Source organism: Azospirillum sp. B510 (assembly GCF_000010725.1).
In the GTDB taxonomy this organism is placed as follows: domain Bacteria; phylum Pseudomonadota; class Alphaproteobacteria; order Azospirillales; family Azospirillaceae; genus Azospirillum; species Azospirillum lipoferum_B.
Genome location: NC_013856.1, coordinates 68,890 through 92,470, shown reverse-complemented (window position 1 = coordinate 92,470; position 23,581 = coordinate 68,890). Strand labels below are relative to the sequence as shown.

Sequence of the window (23,581 nt, the reverse complement as noted above, 5' to 3'; positions counted from 1 at the left end):
CCGTTGAGCGGCCGTAGGATTTGGGTGCTGACGCCAACTCCTGCCGTTTCCGGAGCGCCCACCCGCCATGGTTGATCATACCCTGCCGCTGCCCGGCCTGTCACCCGTTGCTGGAAAGCCGGTGATCGGGCGCTTTGATGGCGGCCGCCTGTCCTCCGATGGCGGGCTGCTGGTGCTGCGGGAGGTGGCGAAGCGGCTGCGGATTGCCGATCGGCTGGCCGCCTGTATTGAGGACCCGCGCGATCCAACGCGCACCGTGCATTCGCTGGCCGACATCATCGGCTTTCGCCTGCTGGCCATCGCGGCGGGCTACGAGGACGGCAACGACGCCGGCAGCCTACGCTCCGACCCGCTGTTCAAGATGGCCCTGGAACGCCTGCCGTCCGAGCGTGACCTTTGCTCGCAAGCCACCATCTCGCGCCTGGAGAACCTGCCGGATACCCGCGCACTGCTGCGCATGGGCCGAGCCATGGTCGATCTCTACTGCGCGTCCTTTCGCCAGGTGCCCAAGCGCATCGTGCTGGATGTAGACGACACCTTCGACACGGTGCATGGCGGTCAGCAGTTGCGCCTGTTCAACGCCCATTATGACGAGTACGGCTTCCAGCCCATCGTTGTCTTCGACGGCAACGGCCGCTTTGTCACCGCTGTGCTGCGCCCAGCCAAGCGGCCCAAGGGGACGGAGATCCGGACCTTCCTGCGTCGCCTGCTCCGCGCCATTCGGGCAAACTGGCCCAAGACCGAGATCCTGCTGCGCGCCGACGGCCATTACGCCTGCCCGGAGGTGCTGGACTGGTGCGAGGCGGAGGGGCTCGACTACGTGCTCGGTCTGCCGACCAGCAGCACACTGCGCCGTCACGTCACCACGCTGGAGGCCAGCACCGCGGCGCGCTTCCAGGCCATGCCCGGAGCCGACAAGGTGCGCCGCTTCAAGGAATTCTATGACGGGGCCAGCACCTGGAGCCGGGTCCGCCGCATCGTCGCGCGCGTCGAGGCAGGAGACCAGGGCACCGACAGCCGCTTCATCGTCACCAACCTACGCCACGGCACGGGTCGCTGGCTGTATGCCGGCCTGTATTGCGCGAGGGGACAGGCGGAAAATCATATAAAAGCCTGGAAATCCCACCTTGCCGCAGACCGGACCTCCTGCACCAAGGCGACGGCCAACCAGTTCCGCCTGTTCCTGCACGCCGGGGCGTACTGGCTGCTGTGGAGCCTGCGCTCGCTGATGCCGAAACGCTCCCGCTGGCGCACGGTGCAATTCGACACCTTGCGGCTGCGCTTGGTGAAGACCGCCGCGCGTATCGTGGAGATGAAGACGCAGATCAAGGTGCACCTGCCGACCAGCGCGCCTGATCAGGCGATCATCCACCTCGCCCTCGGCCGCATGCCCCGGCTCATCTGCTGAGCACCGGGGCAGCGTGCCCCAGCCGTCACCCAATCCCCTCCACCACCAACTCCGACACCGTCACGCCGCCGTCAGCGCGGCGGCCGACGACGCGCGCCCATACAGCCCAACGTTGATCATCTCAACGCGGCGACCAGACCGCTCGCCACCCTGGTGAATAAAGGCGGCTAGAGCAGGCGCTGTAGTCAGGCGGTCGAACCGCTGTCGCGAAAAGGGCGGTAAGGCCAGGCGCCGCCGGCGCTGAGGGGGTCGACCAGGCTGCTGGCCACCGAGCCGGCTGATCGGCCGCGCCCTCGATGTCGGTCAGCGCGCCGGCAGACGTCGCCTCCACCGCCGTACCGGAAAAATCCTGCCCAGCGTAGCGATGCACGGCGTAGACTTTGCCGGGGGTCAGAAGATGATCCTCCACTCTATTCAAGGAAGTCAGTAGGCCCAATGCCACCCTCCAGGCCCCGCAGGGCTCCGAATCCGGGTTAACGGATATTAACGGCGAGGATCGCGTCGAGGTAATCGGTGCCCAGCCTGCCAGTTTCCTGCGGAGCTTGATGCTGGTGGGTCTGGGAGTGGCGGCCGGCTTTTTGGTGGCGCGCCGTAATCCGGAGCGCGGCCGGGCGGGTTCGGCGGCCTTGCGGACGAGGTTGATGGCGAAGTGGCGGACAACGGCCATGTTCAGGGCGCCGTGGCCTTTGCGCAAGCGGGACCGGCAGGGCCACGAGGTCAGGTTAACGGTTGCCAGTGGCGGATTCCCTGTTGGCGGGAAATGTGATTCATGGAGGGCCTGAACGATCACGGGAAGGTGCCCGATGTCCAACGAGATCGACGAGGCGTTCCGCCCGTCCCGGCTGCGCAGCCTGCTTGACCATTTTGCCGTGATCGAGGACCCGCGCGAGCCGCCGAAGGTCCGGTATCCGTTGCGGGAGGTGCTGTTCCTGGTGGTCGCCGCGACCATTGCGGACTGTGAAGACTACGATGAAATCGCGCTGTGGGGCCGCAACCATTTGGACTTTCTGCGGCGCTTTTCGGAGTTTCATTTCGGCACGCCGTGCGCGGACTGGCTGCGGGTGGTGATGAACCGGATCGCGCCGGCGTTGTTTCAGGCCTGCTTCACGGACTGGGCGTTGGCTCTGCGCCCCGACGCGCCCAAGCTGATCGCTCTCGACGGCAAGACGTCGCGACGCAGCCATGACCGGGGGGCCGGGCGCAAGGCGCTGCACCTGGTCTCCGCCTGGGCCACCACCGAGTGAACCGCACCGGGTTTTCTGGAGGCCCCGTTTCTTGAGAGACTGGGTTCAACATGACGAAGCAAGCATCACCCAAATACGCGCCTGAAGTGCGCGAACGCGCGGTTCGCATGGTGTTTGACCACGAAGGCGAACACGCGTCGCAGTGGGCTGCGATCGGCTCGATCGCTGCGAAGATCGGCTGCACGGCGGAGACGTTGCGGGGCTGGGTCCGGCAGGCCGAACGTGACCAGGGCAAGCGGCCCGGTCCGACGACGGACGAGCAGGAGCGGATCAAGGCGCTGGAGCGTGAGAATCGCGGACTGCGCCAAGCGAACGAGATTCTGCGCAAGGCGTCGGCGTATTTTGCTCAGGCGGAGCTCGACCGCCCGTTCAAGAAATGATCGCCTTCATCGACGAGCATCGCGCCGTCCACGGGGTCGAGCCGACCTGCAAAGTGCTGCCGATCGCCCCGTCGACCTACCGCGCCCATGCCGCCCGGCGGGCCGATCCGGCCAAGGCGCCGGCCCGCTCGCGAAGCGACGCGGAGCTGAGTTTGGCTATCCGACGGGTCTGGAATGAAAACTTCCAGGTCTACGGGGTGAGGAAAGTGTGGCGGCAGTTGCGGCGGGAGGGCTTCGACGTGGCGCGCTGCACGGTGGCTCGCCTGATGCGGTCCATGGGCTTGAAGGGGGCGATGCGCGGCAAGGCGGTGCGCACCACGATCAGCGACAAGGCGGCATCTTGCCCGCTCGACCGGGTGAACCGGAACGTGTCAACGACTGTGAGACAGCCGGAGTTATGAATTAGGCTTGGATGCTCTCCGGCTTTTGCGGCGGATTGATCCAGACTTCGATTGGCTTTGCGGGTGGTTGAGGCGCTTTGCGAACGAAACGCTCCGGTGTGCGGCGAAAGGCACGGTCGAGGGTTTGCTGGCGGGCGGCATGGACGGCGTCGGCTTGGCCGTAATGGACTTGGTCTGGGGTCATCAGGCCGATGCCGGCATGGTGGTGATCCCGGTTGTACCAGGTGAAGAAGTCCCGGCAGAAGGCCCTGGCATCCTCGATGGAGCCGAAGCGCTTGGGGAATTGCGGCTGATATTTCATGGTCTTGAAGTGGGCCTCCGAGAACGGGTTGTCATTGGAGGTGTGTGGCCGGCTGTGCGATTTGGTGACGCCGAGGTCGGCGAGCAGGAGAGCGGTGGCCTTGGCCTTCATCGGGCCGCCTCGATCGGCGTGCAGGGTCAATTGGCCGGGCGGGACGGTGTGTTTGGCCAGCGTCTCCTCGAACAGCGCCTTGAACAGGGTGGCGCTCTCGGCATCGGCGACGCACCAGCCGACAACGCGGCGGCTGAAGATGTCGAGGATCACGTAGAGGTAGTACCACTTCATCGGCCCCATCAGCTTGGTGATGTCCCAGGACCAGACCTCGTTCGGGGCCTTGGCCAGCAATTCGGGTTTCCGGTAGGCCGGATGACGGAGCTGGTCGCGGCGTTCGCGGACCTCGTCATGCTCCGCCAGCAGGCGGTACATGGTGCGGATGGAGCAATGATAGACGCCTTCATCGAGCAGGGTGGCGTAGACTTCCGCCGGGGCGAGATCGACGAAGCGCGGCTCGCGCAGAAGGGCGAGCACCGTCTGGCGCTCCTGGACCGCGAGCGCCCGCGGCGGGCGTGGCCGGGGGCGAGGCGCCGGTTCCCGGCCGGCCAGCCGGACCCGATGCCGATGGACGCTGGCACGGGCGACGCCGACAGCGGCGCAGGCCGCACTCACAAGACCGCGGTCGGGGGCCAAGGTGGCGATCGCGCTCATCGCGGCGTCTCGTCGCTGTCGGCGGGAGGCAAGGCAATCCCCAACAGGTCCGAAAATTTTTTTTGGACGTCGATGACCGCCTCGGCTCGTTCCAGGCGGCGCTGAAGACGGGCGATGTCCTGGCGAGCCTTGGCCAGCTCCGCTTCCAACGGGTTGGAGGGGGCCGTCTTCGGACCGCGCTTGAGCGGCTTCAGCGCCTCGAAGGCGCCGGCATCGCGTTGCCGGCGCCAGTCGGTCAGGGCCGACGAATACAGACCTTCCCGCCGCAGGATCGCGGCGATCCCGCCGGTGTCCGCCGCCCGATCCGTCTCGGCGAGGATCCGCAGCTTCTCCGCCGCCGTGAAAGTGCGACGTTTGGGACGCGCCGACATCTCCGGGGGGACTGCAGCGGGCGCGGCAACAACCCGCGGCGTCTCACCGGCGTCGGGAACCGCCTCCGATACAGGGGCGGACAGGGGCATATTGTTGGGCATAACCACGAAATCAGTTTCCTCAGCCCTCAAGCTTAAACTTCAGGGGGCACGGTGTCTCACTCTCATTGGCACAGAGGGAACCGCCAGTTCCAGGCTTCTCGTCCGAATGCCTTGTGGGTGGCCGATTTCACCTACGTTGCCACATGGCAGGGCTTCGTCTACGTCGCCTTCGTCATCGACACCTTCGCCCGCCGCATCGTGGGCTGGCGGGTGTCGCGCACCGCCCACGTCGACTTCGTCCTGGATGCTTTGGAGCAGGCTCTGCATGACCGCCGGCCGACCAAGGGCAGCGGCCTCGTCCATCATTCCGATCGTGGATCGCAATATCTCGCCATTCGCTACACCGAACGCCTCACCGAAGCCGGCGTCGAGCCCTCCGTCGGCAGCATCGGCGATTCCTATGACAACGCTTTGGCCGAGACCATCAACGGCCTTTACAAGACCGAGGTGATCCGCCGCCGCGGGCCGTGCGCACCCTGGAGGCTGTCGAGTTCGCTACCCTGGAATGGGTCGACTGGTTCAACCACCGACGCCTCCTCAAACCCATCGGCAACATTCCTCCCGCCGAGGCCGAAGCACGCTATTATGCCCAAACCGAGGACGTCCCTATGGCGGCGTGACTCAACCAAACCGGCCTCCGGGAAAACCGGCGCGGTTCACGTCGAGAAGGCCGGCTGCGTCACCACGATGCGCAGGCTGTATCTCAGTTCGGCCCCGCTCACCCCGCAACGCCTCGAACAGGCCGTTCGCGGGCATTGGGGCATCGAAAACTCTCTCCATTGGGTGCTCGACGTTACCTTCGGCGAGGACCAATCCCGCCTGCGCAAGGGACACGGCGCCCTCAACATGGCGGTGGTGCGCCACTTCGCCATCAACGCCATCCGCCTCGGAAAGGGAAAACATTCCATCAAGACAACACGCAAGCTCGCAGGATGGGACTCCAACGTCCTCGCAAACCTACTCACACCAGCCAGCCGTTAACCTCGACTCGTTGCCCTGGCGGGACTGGTCCTCGTTGAAGACGACGTCGAGCAGCCAGTGCAGTTGGTTCTCGATGCCCCAATGGCCGCGCACGGCCTCGGCCGCCGCCTGGGCGGCGAGCGGGGTGGAGGTGATGTAATAGCGCGTGTCGGTGCGGCAACGATCCTTCAGCTCGGTCTTGCTGACCACCCGAACGATGGCGGCGACGGCGGGCAGGCGGACTTCGCCGGGAAAACGCCGCGCGCCGCTCAACCAATCGACCTCGCGCGCGACCGTGACCGCGCGCTGCTCGATCCGGCCATGGCCCTTGTCGATATCGGCGGCGTGATCGAGCGTCTCCGGCGGTGCGCTGGTGAAGAAACTCTCGATCTCGTCGCGCAGGGTGGGCTGGTTGGCTTTGACCGCCAGCAGATAGTCGGCCCCGGCGTCGCGAACGGCCTGGGCGATGGTGGCGTTGCAGGCGATGGCGTCGATGGTGACGATCGCGCCCTTGAGCCCGCCCTCGGTCGCCAGGCGCTCCAGCAGAACCGGAATGGCCGCCAGTTCGCTGGCTTTGTCCTCGACGGCCTCCTGGCCGAGGACCAGACGGCTGGTGGTGGCGAAGGCCGAGACCAAGTGCAAAGGGGCCTGCCCAAGGCTGCGGTCATGGCTGCGTCGCGAGGTCTTGCCGTCGATGGCTACCAATTCCGGCCGGTCGCGCCACGCCTCGCGCACCCAGGACAGGAAGCAGTCCTGGAACAGGCCGGGAGGGATCCGGTTCATGAACACGGTCAGCCAGCGTCCGCTCGGCACCCCATGGTGATAGGGCTGGAAGCGCCGCAGAAAGTCGAGCCGCGCTTCGCCCCAGGGCGATTCAAAGAAAGCCGTTTTTGACGGTTGCGATTGTGGCACAGCGATCTTCGGCGCATGCCATGCGGACGGCGGGGAGTGGGGCGCCGAAGAGATTGGCGATGCCCAGCATGGTGTTGCGCAGCATCGCCATGGCCTGTGGCACGGCGCCGGATCGCACCCGGCTGGCGTCTTCGCTCAAGAGGACGTCACGCCTCCAGTGCAGGCGGTTCTCGATGCCCCAGTGGTCGCGGGCGAGCGCGAGCAGCGCCGCAGGCGAGGCGTGGTCGCGGTCCAGGCTGGTGATGACGTAGACGGTTTCGTGCGAGATCGCGCCCTTGACCTCGCGGGTCCGCTCGATGCGGCAGACCTGCGCCACGCCGGGCCAGTCGAGCGCGGGAACGACCTCGCGGCTGACGGTGATGCGACGGGTTTCGATGCGCCCGTGCCCCTTCTCCACGGTCTGCGCGCCCTCACGGTCCGGCGGCGGCCCGTCCAGGGCGGGAGGCGGGGGCTGGCCCTGGAACGCCGCCACCAGCTCCGGGGGAAAAGCGTCACCGAAGGCGACGGCGAGATCGGCCATCAGCGCCGGTTGGTTGGCTTTGACGGTGAACAGATAATCGCCGCCGCCGTCGCGGATGGCTTGGCAGATGGCGCGCTGACAGAACACCGCATCCCCGGTGATTACCGCACCGCCCAGCGGCAGGCTCTTGAGCAGCGTCAGCGCGGCGGTGATCTCGTGATAGTGTCCGCGAAGGTGGTGGAAATTTGGTGATCGCCCTGGGGGTGGGGCATGCCCCACCCCCAGGGCGGCGTCTTGCGCGAAAGAGGTGGTCATTGGGCCGGTCGGCTAGAGTGGAGTTGCGCACTTCCTCTTGCCCGAAGGACCACCCCAATGACCGAGGATAGTATGGCACTGGCAGACCTGCTCCAGAAGGCCGGCGACGGCGATTTTCTGCGCGCCGTCGCCGAGACGGTGCTGCAGATGCTGATGGAAGCCGACGTCGAAGGGCAGATCGGCGCCGGACGTCACGAACGAAGCGCCGAGCGGCAGACCTACCGCAACGGCTACCGCGACCGGGCGCTGGATACGCGCCTGGGCACACTGAACCTGCGCATCCCCAAGCTGCGTCAGGGCAGCTACTTCCCGCCCTTCCTGGAGGCCCGCAAGACCAGCGAGAAAGCCCTGGTGGCGGTGATCCAGGAAGCCTGGATCGGCGGTGTCTCGACCCGCCGCGTTGACGAGTTGGCCCAGGCGATGGGGCTGTCGGGGATCTCGAAGTCGACGGTCTCCAAGCTGTGCCGAGACATCGGCGAGCGGGTCAACGCCTTCCTCGACCGTCCGCTGGAGGGCGACTGGCCTTACCTGTGGCTGGACGCCACCTACCTCAAGCAGCGCGAGGGGGGACGCATCGTCTCCGTCGCCGCCATAATCGCCGTGGCCGCCAACACCGAGGGCAAGCGCGAGATCGTCGGCCTGCACATCGGCCCGTCGGAAGCCGAGGTGTTCTGGAGCGATTTTCTCAAGAAACTCAAGGCCCGCGGCCTGAAGGGCGTGAAGCTGGTGATTTCCGATGCCCATGAAGGGCTGAAGGCCGCCATCGCCCGTGTCATGGGCGCCACTTGGCAGCGCTGCCGAGTCCACTGGATGCGCAACGCGCTCGCCTATGTGCCCAAGGCCCAGAACTCCATGGCCGCCGCCGCTCTGCGCCAGGCCTTTCTCCAGCCCGACGCCGAAGCCGCTCACCAAGCCTTCCGACATATCGCCGAGCAGATGCGCGACCGATGGCCCAAGCTGGCCTCCTTCATGGACAGCAGCGAGCATGACGTGCTCGCCTACATGGGCTTTCCCGCCCAGCATCGCACCAAGCTGCACAGCACCAACACCTTGGAACGCCTGAACAAGGAGGTCAAACGCTGCGCCGACGTCGTCGGCATCTTCCCAAGTGAGGCATCCATCATCCGACTGATCGGCGCGGTGCTCCTCGAACAGAATGACGAATGGCAGACCCAGAACCGCTACATGCAGGTCGAGGCCATGGCCGAGCTGACGCCGGCCAGTGAAAGCCAACCGGCCATCACCTTTCCACCAAAGGCCGCCTGAACAATGGCCACCTCAGCGCGCATCCGAATTTCCACCATCTTGACGGACGCTATCGATCTCGTTGGCTTCGGGCGGCACCCGCAACTGGCCGATCACCGTCCCCAGCCGGCTGGCGAAGGCGGCCAGCAGATGCACGCCTTCGCTGCCATCGTGCCCGGCCGGCGCGCTGCCCTTCAGGCGCTTGCCGTCGAGCGCCACATGTCCGACCGGGCCGGAGCCGCGCGCCCATTCCCCCAACACCGCCTCGGCCGCCGTAACGTCCAAAGCCTTGAAGAAATAGTGGTACATGGCGTGACACGGCGCCCGCTCCAGGCCCAGCAGGTAAAGAGCCTCGGGTGGCAACCGTCGCCCCCAGCGAAAGATCGCCATCAGGTCGTTGGCCCCCGCCAGCATCGCCGAAGCGCCAACATCAAAACCGATGCCAGAGGGTACTGCCGCCCCTTCCGGCCCCGGCGATCCGGGATCGCTCCCACAACCTCCCACAACGTCCGCGGTCCACCCGTCATCGCTCCGACTCTCCGGCTCGGTTCCTGCCGATAGCCTTGTGAATCAACCGACGACTCGCGTCACCCGAATTTCATTCGCCTTCTCTGAATCGCCCTGCGCTTCGCCCCAGGCGGCGATCGCCTCGTAATCCTCGCAATCCGCAATCGTCCCGCACACCGCCAGAAGCAGGATCTCCGGCAACGGATAGACGAACCGCCAGGGAGCACGCGGGTCGTCTATCCGCGAAAAATGCTCCAGCAGCGCCTTCAGCCGCGATTTCTCACCAAAGCCGGCTTCGATCGAACTCATGGGGGGACCTTCCAAGACGAGAGCCTCCACCGAATCAGAAACTTCCCAATTCGTAAACCGCTGTTAACCCGACTTCGGAGCCCTGGATCTGGCCCAGGGGAATCGCATTTGGAAAAATTGAGTAGCGTGTGTGAGAGAAAAGGATTCTGTAAGGGGCTTTATCGCCGATTTTGGAGCCCCCGATGCAATCGTGGTTTGAGAAAGCGTTCGATGCGTTGCCGGACCCACGCACGGGCAACGCCAAGCGGCACGACCTGCTGGAGATCCTGACGATCGCGCTGACGGCAACGGTGTGCGGGGCGGAGAGCTGTGCCGACTTTGCCGACTTCGCGGTGGATCGCGAGGGGCTGTTTCGGTCGTTTTTGCGTCTGGAGAACGGGGTGCCGAGTCACGACACCTTCTCACGCATCTTCCGGCTGCTGGACCCGGTGGCCTTTGCCGCCTGCTTTGGCCGTTTCCTGGAGGGGCTGGGAACGGCCGGGGCTGGGGTGATCGCCATCGACGGCAAGACGTTACGCCGCTCCTTCGATGACGCGGCCCGGTCCAACCCGCTGGCGGTGGTGACGGCCTTCGCCTCGGCGACGCGGCTGGTGGTGGGCCAGCACAGCTACCGGGTGGCCGAGGGCGACAGCGAGATCCTGGCCGCCCGTGCCCTGCTGGAGTGCCTGGATCTCCAGGGCCATCTGGTCACCGCCGACGCCATCCATTGTCAGGAGGAGACCGCCCGCCTCATCCGGAAGCGCGGCGGCGACTACCTGCTGCGGCTGAAGGGCAACCATCCCGCCCTGCTCGCCATGGTCGAGGAGTACTTCACCGATCCGGAACTGTGCGCCGGGCTGGCGAGTGCCACGACCACCGACGCCGATCACGGCCGGATCGAGACCCGGCGGGCCTGGGTGTGTCACGAATTGGATTGGCTGCGCGGTCCCAAAGCGGCCAGCAGCGAACCGGTCCTGCTGCCCGACATGGCCTGTCTGGGCTTGATCGAGGCTAAAGTCGAGCATCGCGGCAAGACCACCGTGACCCGGCACTACCACATCGCCTCGCGCGCGCTCAGCGCGGCCGACTATCTGGCGGCCGCCCGCGCCCATTGGTCGATCGAAAACGGATTGCACTGGGTGCTCGACGTCGTCTTCGACGAGGATCGCGCCCGCAACCGCAAGGAGCACGGGCCGGAAAACCTCGCCACCCTCCGCAAGCTCGCGCTCAACATCCTGAACCGGGCCCGGCGCGATATCTCCGTCCGCCGAAAGCGAAAACGCTCAGGATGGTCCGACGACTTCGCAAGATCCATCCTCGGCCAAATGCGATGACCCTGCATCAGCGACATTGACCGCTGGGCAGGAGGGTGTTCATAATATAGAATATCGTTCGTTTTATGGATCGATGAAGCGGCCGCCAACTCGGAGGAAGGCAAATAGGCAGCACGCGCAGTCTGGCAAACCCGGCTGTTCAAACCAGCCTATGGCCGCGCTCCTGGAAGCCGCGTCAGGTCGAGCATCGCATGGGTCGAGGCCGGCTTGATCTTTCAACAGTAATTCTCACTGAACGGTGATGACAAGGATACAGGACCATGACCACGCAAGTCCTTCTGCCAAAAAACGGATTCTCCATGAACGAGGGCGTCTTGAACGAGTGGTTGGTCGCCGATGGGGCCACGGTGGCGGAGGGACCGCCGCTTTACGCGCTGGAGAGCGACAAGTCGGTTCAGGACATCGAGGCCCCTGCGTCCAGCACGCTGTGCATCGTTGCGGCGGTGGGCGAAATCTACGAGTTGGGGACATTACTGGCGGTCATCGAGTGATTTCTACCGCCTCCTTTTGCTGCACAATGTGAGATCCATACAGACGATGACTGCGACCGACCCGACCAAATCCTCCGCCGCTGCCCCCACGCCACAGTTCGACTTTTCCGTTTATGGCGAGGTTGAAACCGTGCCGTTGACGCGCCTTCAGATTCTGGCTGGGGCTGCCCTCACCCGCAATAGCGTGGCGATCCCCCATGTCACCCATCATGACGACGCCGACATTACGGAGCTGGAGGCCTTGCGCCGCCGTCTGGCGGAGGACGACTCCGCAGTGAAGATCACGCCGCTGATCTTTCTGATCAAGGGCGTTGCGGCAGTGCTGAAGGCCTACCCGCGCTTCAACGCTTCGCTGGATCCGTCCGGGAAACAGCTGATCTTGAAGAAATACATCAACATCGGAATCGCCATCGACACGCCGAATGGCCTGCTGGTCGGTGTGGTGCGCGATTGCGATCGCAAGGGCTGGCGCGAACTGGCGGCCGAGGTTGCGACCCTGTCGGCCAAGGCGCGCGAGAAAGGATTGCCGCTTGCGGAAATGTCCGGCGGCTGCTTCACCATCAGCTCGCTTGGCGGGCTCGGCGGCACCGGCTTCACCCCGATCATCAATGCGCCGGAGGTGGCGATCCTCGGAGTCGGTCGCAACCGTCCTGTGCCGCGTCCTGACGAAACCGGCGGGATCGACTGGCGTACCATGCTGCCGCTGTCGCTCAGCTACGATCACCGCGTCATCAATGGGGCGGATGCCGCCCGTTTTACCAGCCATCTCGCAGCGCTTCTAGCCGATCCCGCCACCTTGATTGATGTGTGAAGATCGTGCCCCTGGCGGAACCGCGCCGGGATTGTCGGCGGCTCCCACTCCTCAGAGTCTGTCCTGAAAGATTATTTTCTGGCGAGGCGTCGGAGCATGAGGCGGATCATGGCGATCCGGATGAAAGCGACGGAGGTGCGCAGGTACTTTTCGTAGTGGCGCACGAGACGTGCGGCATCGCGTGAGACACCCTGTGTCAACCCTGTTGAACGAGGTTGAGCGCTCTGGCGGCGGTATGCTGTTCAGGGTTGTAGGGTTTGGCGTCGTACCAAGCGCGCCACAGGACGCGGATCCATGCTGGGCATCGCCAATCTCTTCGGCGCCCCACTCCCCGCCGTCCGCATGGCATGCGCCGAAGATCGCTGTGCCACCATCGCAACCGTCAAAAACGGCTTTCTTTGAATCGCCCTGGGCGTCCTGCCGAGGCCGATGCCGGAGACGCCGGATTTCGGCTAAACTCGCCTGCCGCCTTCCGGGGAACTCTGGCGGAACACCGACAAGGATAAGAACCAATGACCACCGAGAGCATCGACACCACCGGCGCTACATTTTTCGAAAGCAGGGAGGCCCTGCTCGCCCGCCACCCCGGCGCCATCATCCAGCCGGTCAGGGGGGTGTGGCCGCGCATCGCCGCCGACGCCTACGTCGCCCCCGGCGCGGTGGTGGTCGGCGACGTCACCATCGGGGCCGAGGCCAGCGTCTGGTACGGCTGCGTCCTGCGCGGCGACGACCACAGCATCACGGTGGGGCCGCGCACCAACATCCAGGACGGCACCATCATCCACGTCATGCTGAACGAGTATCCCACGATCATCGGCGCCGACGTGGTGATCGGCCATGGCGTGCGGATGCATGGCTGCACACTGGAGGATGGCTGTCTGGTCGGCATCGGCGCCATCGTGCTGGATGGGGCGGTGGTGGAACGCGACGCCATGCTGGCCGCCGGCGCGCTGCTGACCCCGCGCAAGCGCGTTCCCGCCCGCCAGTTGTGGGCCGGCAGCCCGGCCAAACACCTGCGCGACGTCACCGACGCCGAGGTGGACTTCATCGCCTTCGACGTCCGCCACTATGCCGGCCTCGCGCGGGCCGCCTCGGGCCGGGGATAACGCCGGCCCCCTACCCCGCCAGCCGGGACGGGTCGGCGGCGAGCAGGGCGCGCAGCAGCGCGTTGGGAAAGCGGCGGCGGATGGTGACGGCGTAGAAGGTCTCGGTGATGCCGGGCAGCACGTCGGCCGCATGCAGGACGCCGGAAGCCAGCTCGTCGGTCACCACGATCGGCGGCAGCACGGCCAGCCCGGCATCCTCGCGGGCGAGCAGACGCATCATCGCCATGTCGTCCACCTCGGCGGCGATCTGCGGCCGGATGCCGATGCGGTCGGCCAGCGCGTCGAAGGCGGTGCGCACGCTGCTGTCGGAGGTCGGCAGGATCACCGGATGGCCGGTCAGCAGATCGGCGATGGTGCCGCCACCGGCCACCCGGCGCGGGGTTCCCACCAGCGTCACCGGCTGTTCCGCCAGACGGTGGGCGACGAAGGGCGACGCCGCGTCGCCGGCCGGCGCCCGGTTCATCAGCACCACGTCGAGGTTAAGCGCCTCCAGCGCCTGCAACAGCTCGGCCGGGTCGCCGGAGCGCAGGACGACGTCGACATCCTCCCGCCCCAGCACCGGGCGCAGGAAGCCGATCTGGAAATTGCGCGACAGCGTCGCCTGCGCCCCGACCCGGAGCGCCCGCCGCGGCCGCCCGGCCTCCCTCAGCGTCCCCACCAGCTCCCCGCCCAGGGCGAAGATCGAATCGGCATGGTCGAGCGCGATCCGCCCCGCCTCGGTCAGGCGCAGCTGCCGGCCCTCGCGCTCGAACAGGGCATGGCCGAGCTGCTCCTCCAGCTTGCGGATCTGCACCGACAGCGCCGACTGGGTCAGGTTCAGCCGCGCGGCGGTCCGCGTCAGGTTGCCGTCATGGGCGACCGCCCGGAAATAATAGAGATGGTGGTAGTTCAGATCGCGCATCGTTCGATTTTACCGAACGATATCCCGAGAACAATGAATTTTTTTTAGATCGGCGCCGCTGATAAAGCCAAGGGACAGGCTCCTCACGCATGATCGGAGAGACCGCGTTGTCCCCTCATCTGCTGCCGCTTCTCGCCCCCGTGGCCCTTCTGCTGGCCGCCGCCGCCGGGTTCCGCAGGCCGGGACGACGCCCCGGTTCCGTCCCGCGGCTGGCGGAGGCCGCCGCCCTGGCCGCCTTCATCGTCGCGCTCGCGTCGGCCGGGCTGCTCGCCGTCGCCGGCGCCGGCACCAGCCCGCTGCTCGGCGCCCATGGCATCGGCCTGTCGGTGCGGCTCGACGCCGTCAGCGTGGCGATGCTGCTGCTGGTGTCCTTCGTCGGCTGGACCGTCGTGCGCTACACCCGGACCTACATGGACGGCGAGGACCGGCAGGGCGCCTTCACCGGCTGGCTGTGCGCCACGCTGGCCTCGGTCCTGCTGCTGGTCCAGGCCGGCAACCTCGTCCATTTCGTCCTGGCCTGGATCACCACCAGCCTGCTGCTGCATCGGCTGCTGCTGTTCTATCCCGACCGTCCCACCGCGCGGCGGGCCGCCCGCAAGAAGGCGGTCACCGCGCGGATCGGCGACGCCGCCCTGATCGGTGCCGCGCTGCTGCTGACCGCTGGTTACGGCGGTTCCGACATCGCCACCATCGCCGGGATGGCCCGCGCCGGCCAGGGGATGACGGTCGCGCCCTGGATCGCCACCCTGACCGCCGCCCTGATCGCCCTGGCCGCCCTGCTGAAGTCGGCGCAATTCCCGACCCATGGCTGGGTGACCGAGGTGATGGAGACGCCGACGCCGGTGTCGGCGCTGCTGCATGCCGGCGTCATCAACGGCGGCGGCTTCCTGCTGATCCGCTTCGCCGACGTGATGCTGCTGGCGCCGGGCGTGCTGTCGGTGCTGGTGATGATCGGCGGCTTCACCGCCCTGTTCGGCGGGCTGGTGATGCTGACCCAGCCGGCGGTCAAGACCTCGCTCGCCTGGTCCACCGTGGCGCAGATGGGCTTCATGGTGCTGCAATGCGGCCTTGGGCTGTTCCCGCTGGCCCTGCTGCACATCCTGGCCCATTCGCTCTACAAGGCGCATGCCTTCCTCGCCGCCGGCGGTGCGGTGGAGGGGGTTGCGGCGATCCGGCGGCCCGGCCCGGTGGCGATCCCCGGCGGCAGCGCCGTCGGCCGCGCCTTCCTCGCCGCGCTGGCGATCTATGGTGCCTTCTACCTGCTGTTCGGCGCGCTGTTCGGCTGGCACGCCAAGCCGCCGCAGGCGGTGGCGCTCGGCGCCATCCTGATCTTCGGCGTCGCCTATCTGCTGGCGCAGGGGCTGGCCGACGCCGCCCCGGCCTTCCTGACCAAGCGCACCGCGCTCTACGCCGTCGCCGCCTCCACCGCCTATTTCTCGCTGCAAACCGTCGCCGAATGGGCGCTGACCGGCCCGCTGCCGGAAACCCCGGCCCCCGGCCCGCTGGAATGGGCGCTGATGGTTCTGGTGGTGGTCAGCTTCGCCGTCGTCGCCGTCGCCCAGGCGATGTTCCCGCTGTGGGCCTATCACCCGGCCGCCGCCGGGCTGCGGGTCCATTTGTCCAACGGCCTGTACGCCAACGCCGTCTTCGACCGGCTGCTCGGCGGCTGGTCGGTGCGCAAGATTTCCTGATCCCGGAAGGACGATCCTCATGACCACCCAAATGATCGCCCAATCGGCCACCCAATCAACCCTGCGGCCCATCGCCGCCGCCGCGGCGCGGGCGATCCCGCCGGTCTGGCCGCTCGCCTCCAGCGTCGCCGTCAACCCCTTCCTGGGGCAGAGCGGGGAAAGCCTCGCCCAGACCGCAGCCCGCCTCGGCCGGGTCGCCGGCATCGCCGTGACCATGCCGCGCGGCTGGTATCAGGAGCGGATCGCCGCCGGGGCGATCAGTGACGATGACCTCGCCGGCGCGCTGGCGGCCTGCCCGCATGCGCAGGCCCCCGCCTCGCTCGCCGCGCTGAAGATCGCCGCCGCCACCGCCACCCCGCCGCCCAAGGCGCTGCCGACCGTCGCCGATCTGGCGGCGGAGGCCGCCGGCACCGATTGGCCGGGGCTGATCGCCGAGCGGTTCGGCAGCTGGGCCGCCGGCTATTTCGACGCCGGGCAGGCGCTGTGGGCGGCCCCGCGGGGCAAGTCGGCCTATGGCGCGTGGCGGGCCGTCGCCACCCACGACCTGACGCCGGAGATCGCCGGCCTGACCGGCTTCGCCGCCCGGGTCGCCGACGGGCCGGAGACCGCCGGCCAGGCGCAGGCCGCCGCCGTCGCCCGGCTCGGCCTGCCCGCCGCCGCCTGCGAGACCTATTTCCACCAGTTGCTGACCAGCCTCGGCGGCTGGGCGCAGTATGCCCGCTATCAGCTGTGGCAGGCGGAGCTGGCCGGCGGCTCGGACAGCACGCTGACCGACTTCCTGGCGATCCGGCTGCTGTGGGAACAGGCGCTCTACGACCGCTATGAAAGCCTGATCGCCGACCGCTGGCGGGCCGTCCGCGCCACCCATGCCGAACCGGTGGCGGCGTCGGCCGACCAGGTCGTCGACTCCATCCTCCAGGACGCCGCCGACCGCGCCGCCCAGCGGACCCTGGCCGACACGGTCGCCAAGGCGTCTCCCGCCAGACGGTCGCCTGACCGGCCCATCCTCCAGGCCGCCTTCTGTATCGACGTGCGGTCGGAGCTGTTCCGGCGGGCGCTGGAATCGGCCGATGCGCGGATCGAGACCATCGGCTTCGCCGGCTTCTTCGGCCTCGCCGTGTCGCACCGGCGCTTCGCCTCCGACGTCGAGGAGGCCCATTGCCCGGTGCTGCTGACCCCGGCCGTCAGCTCGCGGGCCACGGAATTCGGCTCCGACTGCGGCCCGGATCGCGACCATGACCACGCCCACCCGTCGGCCGATACCCACGCCCGGCTGACGGCGCGGGCCAAGCGGGCCTGGGGCCGGTTCAAGCTCGCCGCCGTCTCCTCCTTCGCCTTCGTCGAGGCGATGGGGCCGGTCTATGCCGGCAAGCTGATGCGCGACGCCTTCTCCCCGGCCGGCGCCCCGAACAAGCCGTCCCGCGATCCGGCCCCCCGGCTCGAAGCGGCGCTGCCGCTGGAGGAGCGGGCCGTCATGGCGGCGACCATCCTGCGGGCGATGTCGCTGACCGGCGGCTTCGCCCGGATCGTCCTGCTGGCGGGGCATGGCGCCAGCGTGGTCAACAACCCCCACGCCAGCGCCCTGCAATGCGGCGCCTGCGGCGGCCATTCGGGCGAGGTGAACGCCCGCCTGCTCGCCGGTTTGCTCAACGACCCCGAACTGCGCGGCGCCCTGGCCGGCCACGGCATCGCCATCCCGCCGGACACGCTGTTCATCGGCGCCCTGCACGACACCACCACCGACGCGGTGACCCTCTATGACGGCGACCATCCATCGGCGCCCCATGCCGCCGACCTGAGGCTGGTGCGGGGCTGGCTCGCCAGCGCCGGCGCCTTCACCCGCGGCGAGCGGGCGCTGCGCCTGCCACGGGCGAAGACCGGCGACGACCTGTTCCGGCGCGGCCGCGACTGGGCGGAGATCCGGCCGGAATGGGGGCTGGCCGGCTGCCGCGCCTTCATCGCCGCGCCGCGCGACCGCACCGCCGGCCGCGACCTGGGCGGCACCAGCTTCCTGCACAGCTATGACTGGCGCGACGACGACGGCTTCCGCGTGCTGGAACTGATCCTGACCGCCCCCGTGGTGGTGGCGAGCTGGATCAGCCTGCAATATTACGGCTCGACGGTGGCGCCGACGCTGTTCGGCGCCGGCAACAAGCTGCTGCACAACGTCACCGGCGGCATCGGCGTCGTCGAGGGCAATGGCGGGCTTCTGCGCGTCGGTCTGCCCTGGCAGTCGGTCCATGACGGCGAGCGCCATGCGCATGAACCGCTGCGGCTGTCGGTGGTGGTGGAGGCGCCGGAAGAGGCGATCAACGCCGTGCTGGCCCGGCATGCCGCGCTGCGCGCCCTGTTCGACAATGGCTGGCTCCACCTGTTCCGCCTGGACGACCAGGGCCGGATGGCGCGGCGCTATGCGGGGGCGCTGCGCTGGACCGGCATGACGGCCTCCGCCACGCCGGAGGAGGCGCTGATGGCCGCCGGGTGAACGGCGCCAGGATCCTGGCGCATGGGAAAGCATGCGGAGGACGCCGCCTGAGCCCATTGACATCAACCACGTTGCACATGAGCTTTGGAGCGATGGGGACGAAGGAGCGGCGGCGGAGACGGTCGTTTGTTTACGGGAGAGAGTTGCCGCTCCAGCCTCCCCTATGAGATAAACACTCTCCGCCGACACAGGTGGACGGGTATGTCCGCGATATGCGGAAGGGGGTCGGCATGGGTAAGATGATGCGGACAATATTCGGGAAGCTAGAATCTCTCAGCCCGGAGACCCGTCAGGTCATCATCGGTGCCGGTCTGGCTTTCGACCCTCTCCCGGAAAGGCGATACGAAACATTTGAACGCTCCGACACCCAGGCAATGAGAAGCGACTGGGAGGCGGTTGGAAACGATTTGTGGTGGGCAATTGACCGAGCGGAACAGGAACGAGCCGAACAAGGTGGCAACCGACGCTTCGGACGGTAAGCACGGCACCGGAAGCGAAGGGCGGGAACCGGAGTCGGAAAAGGCGGCGGAAGAACCGACCTTATCCGGGACCGACAGCGGGGCGGACAGGACCGGGAACCTACCTTCCTTTGCGTGAAATCGAAGATTCCATCCCGATTGATATTCTGGATGCCCTCAACAGTCCGGGTGTTCCGGAAAATGCCAAAGAGAAGGTGGGGGTCTATCTCAGGCGCGTTGTGACCAGAGACCCGATCCCTCCTCCGGCGACGATCCGCGACATGGATTGGCCGTCCCTGGGCTCGACAGAAAAATCGTCGAGTGGGCGAACAGTCAACATTACGCGAGAATAGAAAGAGAAAAACTGACCACCGAAGGCTCCGAGCGCCGCATGGATCGCGCGCAACGGAACTCCATGATCATTGCCACCCTTGGTCTTATCCTCGCCACGGTTCAGGGAATTTGGGGCAATGCCTGGCTCGGTGGAATCATTGCCGCGGTTGCCGTCGGTGGACCAACTGCGGCGACGATCCTGAGTAGGGGAATGTCTCGCGGCCTGCCTGACGACAATGAAGGCGATGGTGGCGATGACAGGAGCAGGAGCAAAGGAACCAGCACGGCGCAGCCAACTAAGCCGGCTAAACAATCGCCCGCAGGACAGCGGGGCAACCCGCCCGCGGCTAGCCGGGAAAATTCATGAGGGTTGGCGGGTGTAGCGGCATCCGTTGAGCGGCCGTAGGATTTGGGTGCTGACGCCAACTCCTGCCGTTTCCGGAGCGCCCACCCGCCATGGTTGATCATACCCTGCCGCTGCCCGGCCTGTCACCCGTTGCTGGAAAGCCGGTGATCGGGCGCTTTGATGGCGGCCGCCTGTCCTCCGATGGCGGGCTGCTGGTGCTGCGGGAGGTGGCGAAGCGGCTGCGGATTGCCGATCGGCTGGCCGCCTGTATTGAGGACCCGCGCGATCCAACGCGCACCGTGCATTCGCTGGCCGACATCATCGGCTTTCGCCTGCTGGCCATCGCGGCGGGCTACGAGGACGGCAACGACGCCGGCAGCCTACGCTCCGACCCGCTGTTCAAGATGGCCCTGGAACGCCTGCCGTCCGAGCGTGACCTTTGCTCGCAAGCCACCATCTCGCGCCTGGAGAACCTGCCGGATACCCGCGCACTGCTGCGCATGGGCCGAGCCATGGTCGATCTCTACTGCGCGTCCTTTCGCCAGGTGCCCAAGCGCATCGTGCTGGATGTAGACGACACCTTCGACACGGTGCATGGCGGTCAGCAGTTGCGCCTGTTCAACGCCCATTATGACGAGTACGGCTTCCAGCCCATCGTTGTCTTCGACGGCAACGGCCGCTTTGTCACCGCTGTGCTGCGCCCAGCCAAGCGGCCCAAGGGGACGGAGATCCGGACCTTCCTGCGTCGCCTGCTCCGCGCCATTCGGGCAAACTGGCCCAAGACCGAGATCCTGCTGCGCGCCGACGGCCATTACGCCTGCCCGGAGGTGCTGGACTGGTGCGAGGCGGAGGGGCTCGACTACGTGCTCGGTCTGCCGACCAGCAGCACACTGCGCCGTCACGTCACCACGCTGGAGGCCAGCACCGCGGCGCGCTTCCAGGCCATGCCCGGAGCCGACAAGGTGCGCCGCTTCAAGGAATTCTATGACGGGGCCAGCACCTGGAGCCGGGTCCGCCGCATCGTCGCGCGCGTCGAGGCAGGAGACCAGGGCACCGACAGCCGCTTCATCGTCACCAACCTACGCCACGGCACGGGTCGCTGGCTGTATGCCGGCCTGTATTGCGCGAGGGGACAGGCGGAAAATCATATAAAAGCCTGGAAATCCCACCTTGCCGCAGACCGGACCTCCTGCACCAAGGCGACGGCCAACCAGTTCCGCCTGTTCCTGCACGCCGGGGCGTACTGGCTGCTGTGGAGCCTGCGCTCGCTGATGCCGAAACGCTCCCGCTGGCGCACGGTGCAATTCGACACCTTGCGGCTGCGCTTGGTGAAGACCGCCGCGCGTATCGTGGAGATGAAGACGCAGATCAAGGTGCACCTGCCGACCAGCGCGCCTGATCAGGCGATCATCCACCTCGCCCTCGGCCGCATGCCCCGGCTCATCTGCTGAGCACCGGGGCAGCGTGCCCCAGCCGTCACCCAATCCCCTCCACCACCAACTCCGACACCGTCACGCCGCCGTCAGCGCGGCGGCCGACGACGCGCGCCCATACAGCCCAACGTTGATCATCTCAACGCGGCGACCAGACCGCTCGCCACCCTGGTGAATAAAGGCGGCTAGGCAGAAGCCGCGCCGGCGCTGAGCAAACCTTGGTCGCCCTGAGATGAGACCAGCGGTCATTGATGTTACCGCTGGTATCCTCACCGACCGATAGGGCCAACGGCAGCCCGGATCAGCCGGCGGTTATTCTGTTCCGCAGCACCCCATCCTCCAGGAACAGCCGGGCCGTCTCCGCCGCGTTGCGGCGCATCTCCACGGCGGCCTGGTCGGAATGGAAGGCGTTGTGCGGGGTCACCACCAGCCGGCCGGCAAGCCATCCCTCCCCCGCCCGCCAGGCGTCGAGCAGCGGGTGGGGGGCCGGCGGCTCGACCGGCAGCACGTCGGTGCCGACCGCCGCCAGCCTGCCGCTGCGCAGGGCCGCCTCCAACGGGTCCAGCCCGGCGAACAGCTCGCCGCGCGCGGTGTTGACCAGGATGGCGCCCGGCTTCATCGCCGCCAGCGTCGCCTCGTTCAGCAGGCCGCGCGTCTCGCCGGTCAGCGGGCAATGGAAGGTGACGATGTCCGATTCGGCCAGCAATTCCTCCAGCCGGCGGACACGGCGGTAACCGACCGCCTTCTCATGCCCGGCCGGCTGCACCGGATCATAGCCGAGGATGCGATAGCCGAAGCCCTTCAGCCGGTTCACCACCGCGGTGCCGATCCGCCCGACCCCGACCACCCCCACCGTCGCGGCGCTGGACCGGTGCAGCGGCGTCAGCGTGTTGGCCTGCCATGTCGTGCCATAGCCACGGGCGCGGGCGTCATGCTCCCACAGGCGGCGTTGCAGGGACAGGATCATGGCGACGGCATGGTCGGCCACCTCCTCCGTCCCATAATCGGGGTTGTTGGCGAAGGGGATCCCCGCCGCCTCCAGCGCCGCCACATCGACGCGGTCGTACCCCACGCCGAACCGCACGACGATCCGGCAGCGCTTCAGCCGCTCGACGGTGGCGGGTCCGATGCGGGTGCTCCACACCAGCAGGGCGTCCAGGCGGGCGAGCCGCTCCGGGTCGAGATCCTCCTCCCGCCGGCAATCGAGGAAATCGACCTCGGCGACGCCATCCAGCACGGCGGCCTCCAGATCGGGAGGCGGGATCATGTGGTCGGTGATCCCGACGACGAAGCGTCCAGCCTGCTGCGGCATCCTATGGCCTCCTGTCACTGCATGGAGCGATGAGGCCGCCATTTGCCCATGCGGTGCTGGAGTTTGCAAGCCGATGCCGCGCGCCTGACTAGGAAATTGCCACGCCGTGAAAGGACGGCCCGCCGAATCGGATCACGGCTTGGCGGCGCCCGCGTTGGCGGCGCTGGAACCACCGCCCCAAGGCATCCAGGCGCCGATCCAGCCATACAGCGCGCCGGTGGTGCTCGAGAACCAGCCCTTCGCCTCCTCCGCCAGCGGCGGGGCCTTGTCCTTCAGCTGCCTGGCCCAGTCGATGGCCGGCTGCATGTCGCTCTCGACCGACTTCAGCCGCTCGCTGACCGTCCCGAACTCCTGGCGCTGCTCGTTGAAACGGGTCGCGACCTGATCCTGCAAGGCGGACAGCGTCTCCATCATGCCCTTGGCCATGTCCAACGTCGCGTTCACCGTCTCCAGCCGCGAGCTGTCGGCCGTTCCACGCTCCGCCAGCGCCTGAAGGTCGGGCAGCGCCGACAGCTTGCGCTCGATCTCGTCCAGCCGGGCCTGCATCCTGTCCAGCCGCTCCAACAGCGCCGGGTCGGCCGGAAGGGGGGCGGGAGCCGCGACGGGCGCCGGGGTGGCGACTGGGGTGGCGGCCAGGGTGGCGGCGGGAGCGGCGGCCTGTTCCGGAGCCGGGACCGGGACCGGGATCGGGGTCGGGGCCGCAGCCGCGGCCGGAACGGGCGCCGCCGCGCGCAGCAGATCGGCGGAGACGAAGCCGTTCCTGCCGGCCTGCGTCACCACGCTGTACCAGGGGGCGTCGGCCACCTTGCCGGTCACCCGCAGCCGGCTGCCGCCGTCGATGACTTCGACGCGGGCCGCGCGGGCGGACGGTTGCTCGCGCACATTGAGCCGCGCGGTCGCCACGAAATCCCCTTCCAACGGCGTGACCTGCGCCGACGGCGTGTCACGCGCGCTCTGCGCCCCGGCTGAAAGCGGGACCGCCAGGACGAAAAGAGCCAGAGCGGCCAGGAGAAGCGGGCGAAGAGCGGGACGGGTCGAAATCATGGCTTCGCGCTTTCCTCGTTCACGAAATCGCTTTCGCGGATCAGGCGGTCGATCTCCGCCTCCTCGCGGGCGAGCTGGGCCTCCAGTTCCGGACTGACCTTCCGGCTGCTCCAGAAGGCATCCTGGTAGAAGGTATCATACCAGTCCTGCAACGTGTTCATACCCACATCCATCACAACGCCGCCGAGCAGCGACGCGGTGACGACCAGAACGGTCAGCGAGGTCGGCTCCATCGTC

16 protein-coding genes, 9 pseudogenes and 1 other annotated feature are annotated in these 23,581 nt (G+C 67.3%); of the genes and pseudogenes, 15 read left to right on the top strand and 10 right to left on the bottom strand.

Translation table 11 applies throughout. The annotated features are described in order from the left end of the window. Nucleotides 1-67: 67 nt before the first annotated feature. A complete protein-coding gene (locus AZL_RS21760; RefSeq protein WP_012973088.1) occupies nt 68-1,408 on the top strand; it encodes an IS1380-like element ISAzs3 family transposase in 1,341 nt (446 codons plus the stop codon). Between the two features lie 473 nt (nt 1,409-1,881). Here AZL_RS21760 and AZL_RS35745 read toward each other — a convergent pair. Beyond that, a pseudogene (locus AZL_RS35745) lies at nt 1,882-2,111 on the bottom strand (ISAs1 family transposase); the annotation flags it as partial. Between the two features lie 100 nt (nt 2,112-2,211). Here AZL_RS35745 and AZL_RS21755 point away from each other — a divergent pair. Beyond that, nucleotides 2,212-2,649, top strand: a pseudogene (locus AZL_RS21755) (ISAs1 family transposase); the annotation flags it as partial. A 53-nt stretch (nt 2,650-2,702) separates the two neighbouring features. Then, a pseudogene (locus AZL_RS34595) lies at nt 2,703-3,397 on the top strand (IS3 family transposase); the annotation flags it as partial. Beyond that, nucleotides 2,987-3,103: a sequence feature (AL1L pseudoknot), on the top strand. Its footprint overlaps the pseudogene before it by 117 nt. A gap of 37 nt (nt 3,398-3,434) precedes the next feature. On the opposite strand, the gene AZL_RS21740 reads toward AZL_RS34595, so the two are convergent. Continuing rightward, nucleotides 3,435-4,918, bottom strand: a protein-coding gene (locus AZL_RS21740; protein WP_247894447.1) for an IS3-like element ISAzs23 family transposase whose coding sequence is annotated in 2 segments (ribosomal slippage) — nt 3,435-4,495 and nt 4,495-4,918 — 1,485 coding nt in all. Because the reading frame shifts where the segments join, the coding sequence is not laid out codon by codon here. A 66-nt stretch (nt 4,919-4,984) separates the two neighbouring features. Between AZL_RS21740 and AZL_RS21730 the strand changes: the two are divergent. Both AZL_RS21730 and AZL_RS35735 read left to right on the top strand, forming a co-directional pair. Then, nucleotides 4,985-5,532: pseudogene (locus tag AZL_RS21730) on the top strand (IS3 family transposase); the annotation flags it as partial. After that, nucleotides 5,498-5,893 carry an ISAs1 family transposase gene (locus AZL_RS35735; protein WP_371304246.1) on the top strand — a complete coding sequence of 132 codons (396 nt, stop codon included), beginning with the start codon at nt 5,498-5,500 and terminating at the stop codon, nt 5,891-5,893. The pseudogene AZL_RS21730 and the gene AZL_RS35735, both read left to right, overlap by 35 nt. An 18-nt stretch (nt 5,894-5,911) precedes the next feature. Here the strand turns inward: AZL_RS35735 and AZL_RS21720 are convergent. Beyond that, nucleotides 5,912-6,739: pseudogene (locus AZL_RS21720) on the bottom strand (ISAs1-like element ISAzs5 family transposase); the annotation flags it as partial. 7 nt (nt 6,740-6,746) lie between these two features. Continuing rightward, nucleotides 6,747-7,463, bottom strand: a pseudogene (locus tag AZL_RS21715) (ISAs1-like element ISAzs22 family transposase); the annotation flags it as partial. 153 nt (nt 7,464-7,616) lie between these two features. Here AZL_RS21715 and AZL_RS21710 point away from each other — a divergent pair. Next, on the top strand, nt 7,617-8,825 hold the full coding sequence (locus tag AZL_RS21710; protein WP_012976606.1) for an IS256 family transposase: 1,209 nt from the start codon (nt 7,617-7,619) through the stop codon (nt 8,823-8,825). 54 nt (nt 8,826-8,879) lie between these two features. On the opposite strand, the pseudogene AZL_RS34590 reads toward AZL_RS21710, so the two are convergent. Both AZL_RS34590 and AZL_RS21700 read right to left on the bottom strand, forming a co-directional pair. Further along, nucleotides 8,880-9,308: pseudogene (locus AZL_RS34590) on the bottom strand (ISAs1 family transposase); the annotation flags it as partial. A 111-nt stretch (nt 9,309-9,419) separates the two neighbouring features. Further along, nucleotides 9,420-9,620 (bottom strand): annotated as a pseudogene (locus tag AZL_RS21700) (transposase family protein); the annotation flags it as partial. A 182-nt stretch (nt 9,621-9,802) separates the two neighbouring features. Between AZL_RS21700 and AZL_RS21695 the strand changes: the two are divergent. From AZL_RS21695 to AZL_RS21680, 5 genes and pseudogenes are all read left to right on the top strand, one after another. Further along, a complete protein-coding gene (locus AZL_RS21695; RefSeq protein ID WP_012975213.1) occupies nt 9,803-10,933 on the top strand; it encodes an ISAs1-like element ISAzs11 family transposase in 1,131 nt (376 codons plus the stop codon). 260 nt (nt 10,934-11,193) lie between these two features. Next, nucleotides 11,194-11,424: a biotin/lipoyl-containing protein gene (locus AZL_RS21690; protein WP_012976603.1), complete on the top strand. Its 231-nt coding sequence runs from the start codon at nt 11,194-11,196 to the stop codon at nt 11,422-11,424. A 46-nt stretch (nt 11,425-11,470) separates the two neighbouring features. Next, nucleotides 11,471-12,235, top strand: coding sequence for a 2-oxo acid dehydrogenase subunit E2 (locus tag AZL_RS21685; protein ID WP_148219579.1), 765 nt, complete (start codon nt 11,471-11,473; stop codon nt 12,233-12,235). Nucleotides 12,236-12,520: 285 nt separating this feature from the next. Then, nucleotides 12,521-12,637: pseudogene (locus tag AZL_RS35730) on the top strand (ISAs1 family transposase); the annotation flags it as partial. A gap of 110 nt (nt 12,638-12,747) precedes the next feature. Then, nucleotides 12,748-13,341: a gamma carbonic anhydrase family protein gene (locus AZL_RS21680; RefSeq protein ID WP_012976601.1), complete on the top strand. Its 594-nt coding sequence runs from the start codon at nt 12,748-12,750 to the stop codon at nt 13,339-13,341. A 10-nt stretch (nt 13,342-13,351) separates the two neighbouring features. Here the strand turns inward: AZL_RS21680 and AZL_RS21675 are convergent, their stop codons facing one another. Beyond that, on the bottom strand, nt 13,352-14,242 hold the full coding sequence (locus AZL_RS21675) for a LysR family transcriptional regulator (protein ID WP_012976600.1): 891 nt from the start codon (nt 14,240-14,242) through the stop codon (nt 13,352-13,354). Nucleotides 14,243-14,349: 107 nt separating this feature from the next. Here AZL_RS21675 and AZL_RS21670 point away from each other — a divergent pair, with 107 nt between their 5' ends. The 4 genes from AZL_RS21670 (at nt 14,350) to AZL_RS21660 (ending at nt 21,006) form a co-directional block, all read left to right on the top strand. Further along, nucleotides 14,350-15,933 carry a proton-conducting transporter membrane subunit gene (locus tag AZL_RS21670; protein ID WP_042445256.1) on the top strand — a complete coding sequence of 528 codons (1,584 nt, stop codon included), beginning with the start codon at nt 14,350-14,352 and terminating at the stop codon, nt 15,931-15,933. 19 nt (nt 15,934-15,952) lie between these two features. After that, nucleotides 15,953-18,418 (top strand): YbcC family protein, encoded by a 2,466-nt coding sequence (locus tag AZL_RS21665; protein ID WP_012976598.1) that lies wholly within the window; start codon nt 15,953-15,955, stop codon nt 18,416-18,418. A 744-nt stretch (nt 18,419-19,162) separates the two neighbouring features. Continuing rightward, complete coding sequence (locus tag AZL_RS36390) at nt 19,163-19,576, top strand: hypothetical protein (protein ID WP_158306006.1); 414 nt, start codon at nt 19,163-19,165, stop codon at nt 19,574-19,576. Nucleotides 19,577-19,665: 89 nt separating this feature from the next. Further along, entirely contained in the window at nt 19,666-21,006 is a 1,341-nt protein-coding gene (locus tag AZL_RS21660; protein WP_012973088.1) for an IS1380-like element ISAzs3 family transposase, read from the top strand. 283 nt (nt 21,007-21,289) lie between these two features. On the opposite strand, the gene AZL_RS21655 is transcribed toward AZL_RS21660, so the two are convergent. From AZL_RS21655 to AZL_RS21645, 3 genes are all read right to left on the bottom strand, one after another. Continuing rightward, nucleotides 21,290-22,300, bottom strand: a complete 1,011-nt coding sequence (locus tag AZL_RS21655) for a C-terminal binding protein (RefSeq protein ID WP_042444977.1) — start codon at nt 22,298-22,300, stop codon at nt 21,290-21,292. Between the two features lie 132 nt (nt 22,301-22,432). Next, entirely contained in the window at nt 22,433-23,344 is a 912-nt protein-coding gene (locus tag AZL_RS21650) for an SH3 domain-containing protein (protein ID WP_012976596.1), read from the bottom strand. Next, complete coding sequence (locus tag AZL_RS21645; protein WP_012976595.1) at nt 23,341-23,577, bottom strand: hypothetical protein; 237 nt, start codon at nt 23,575-23,577, stop codon at nt 23,341-23,343. Before AZL_RS21645 ends, AZL_RS21650 begins: the two co-directional genes overlap by 4 nt. Nucleotides 23,578-23,581 lie beyond the last annotated feature (4 nt).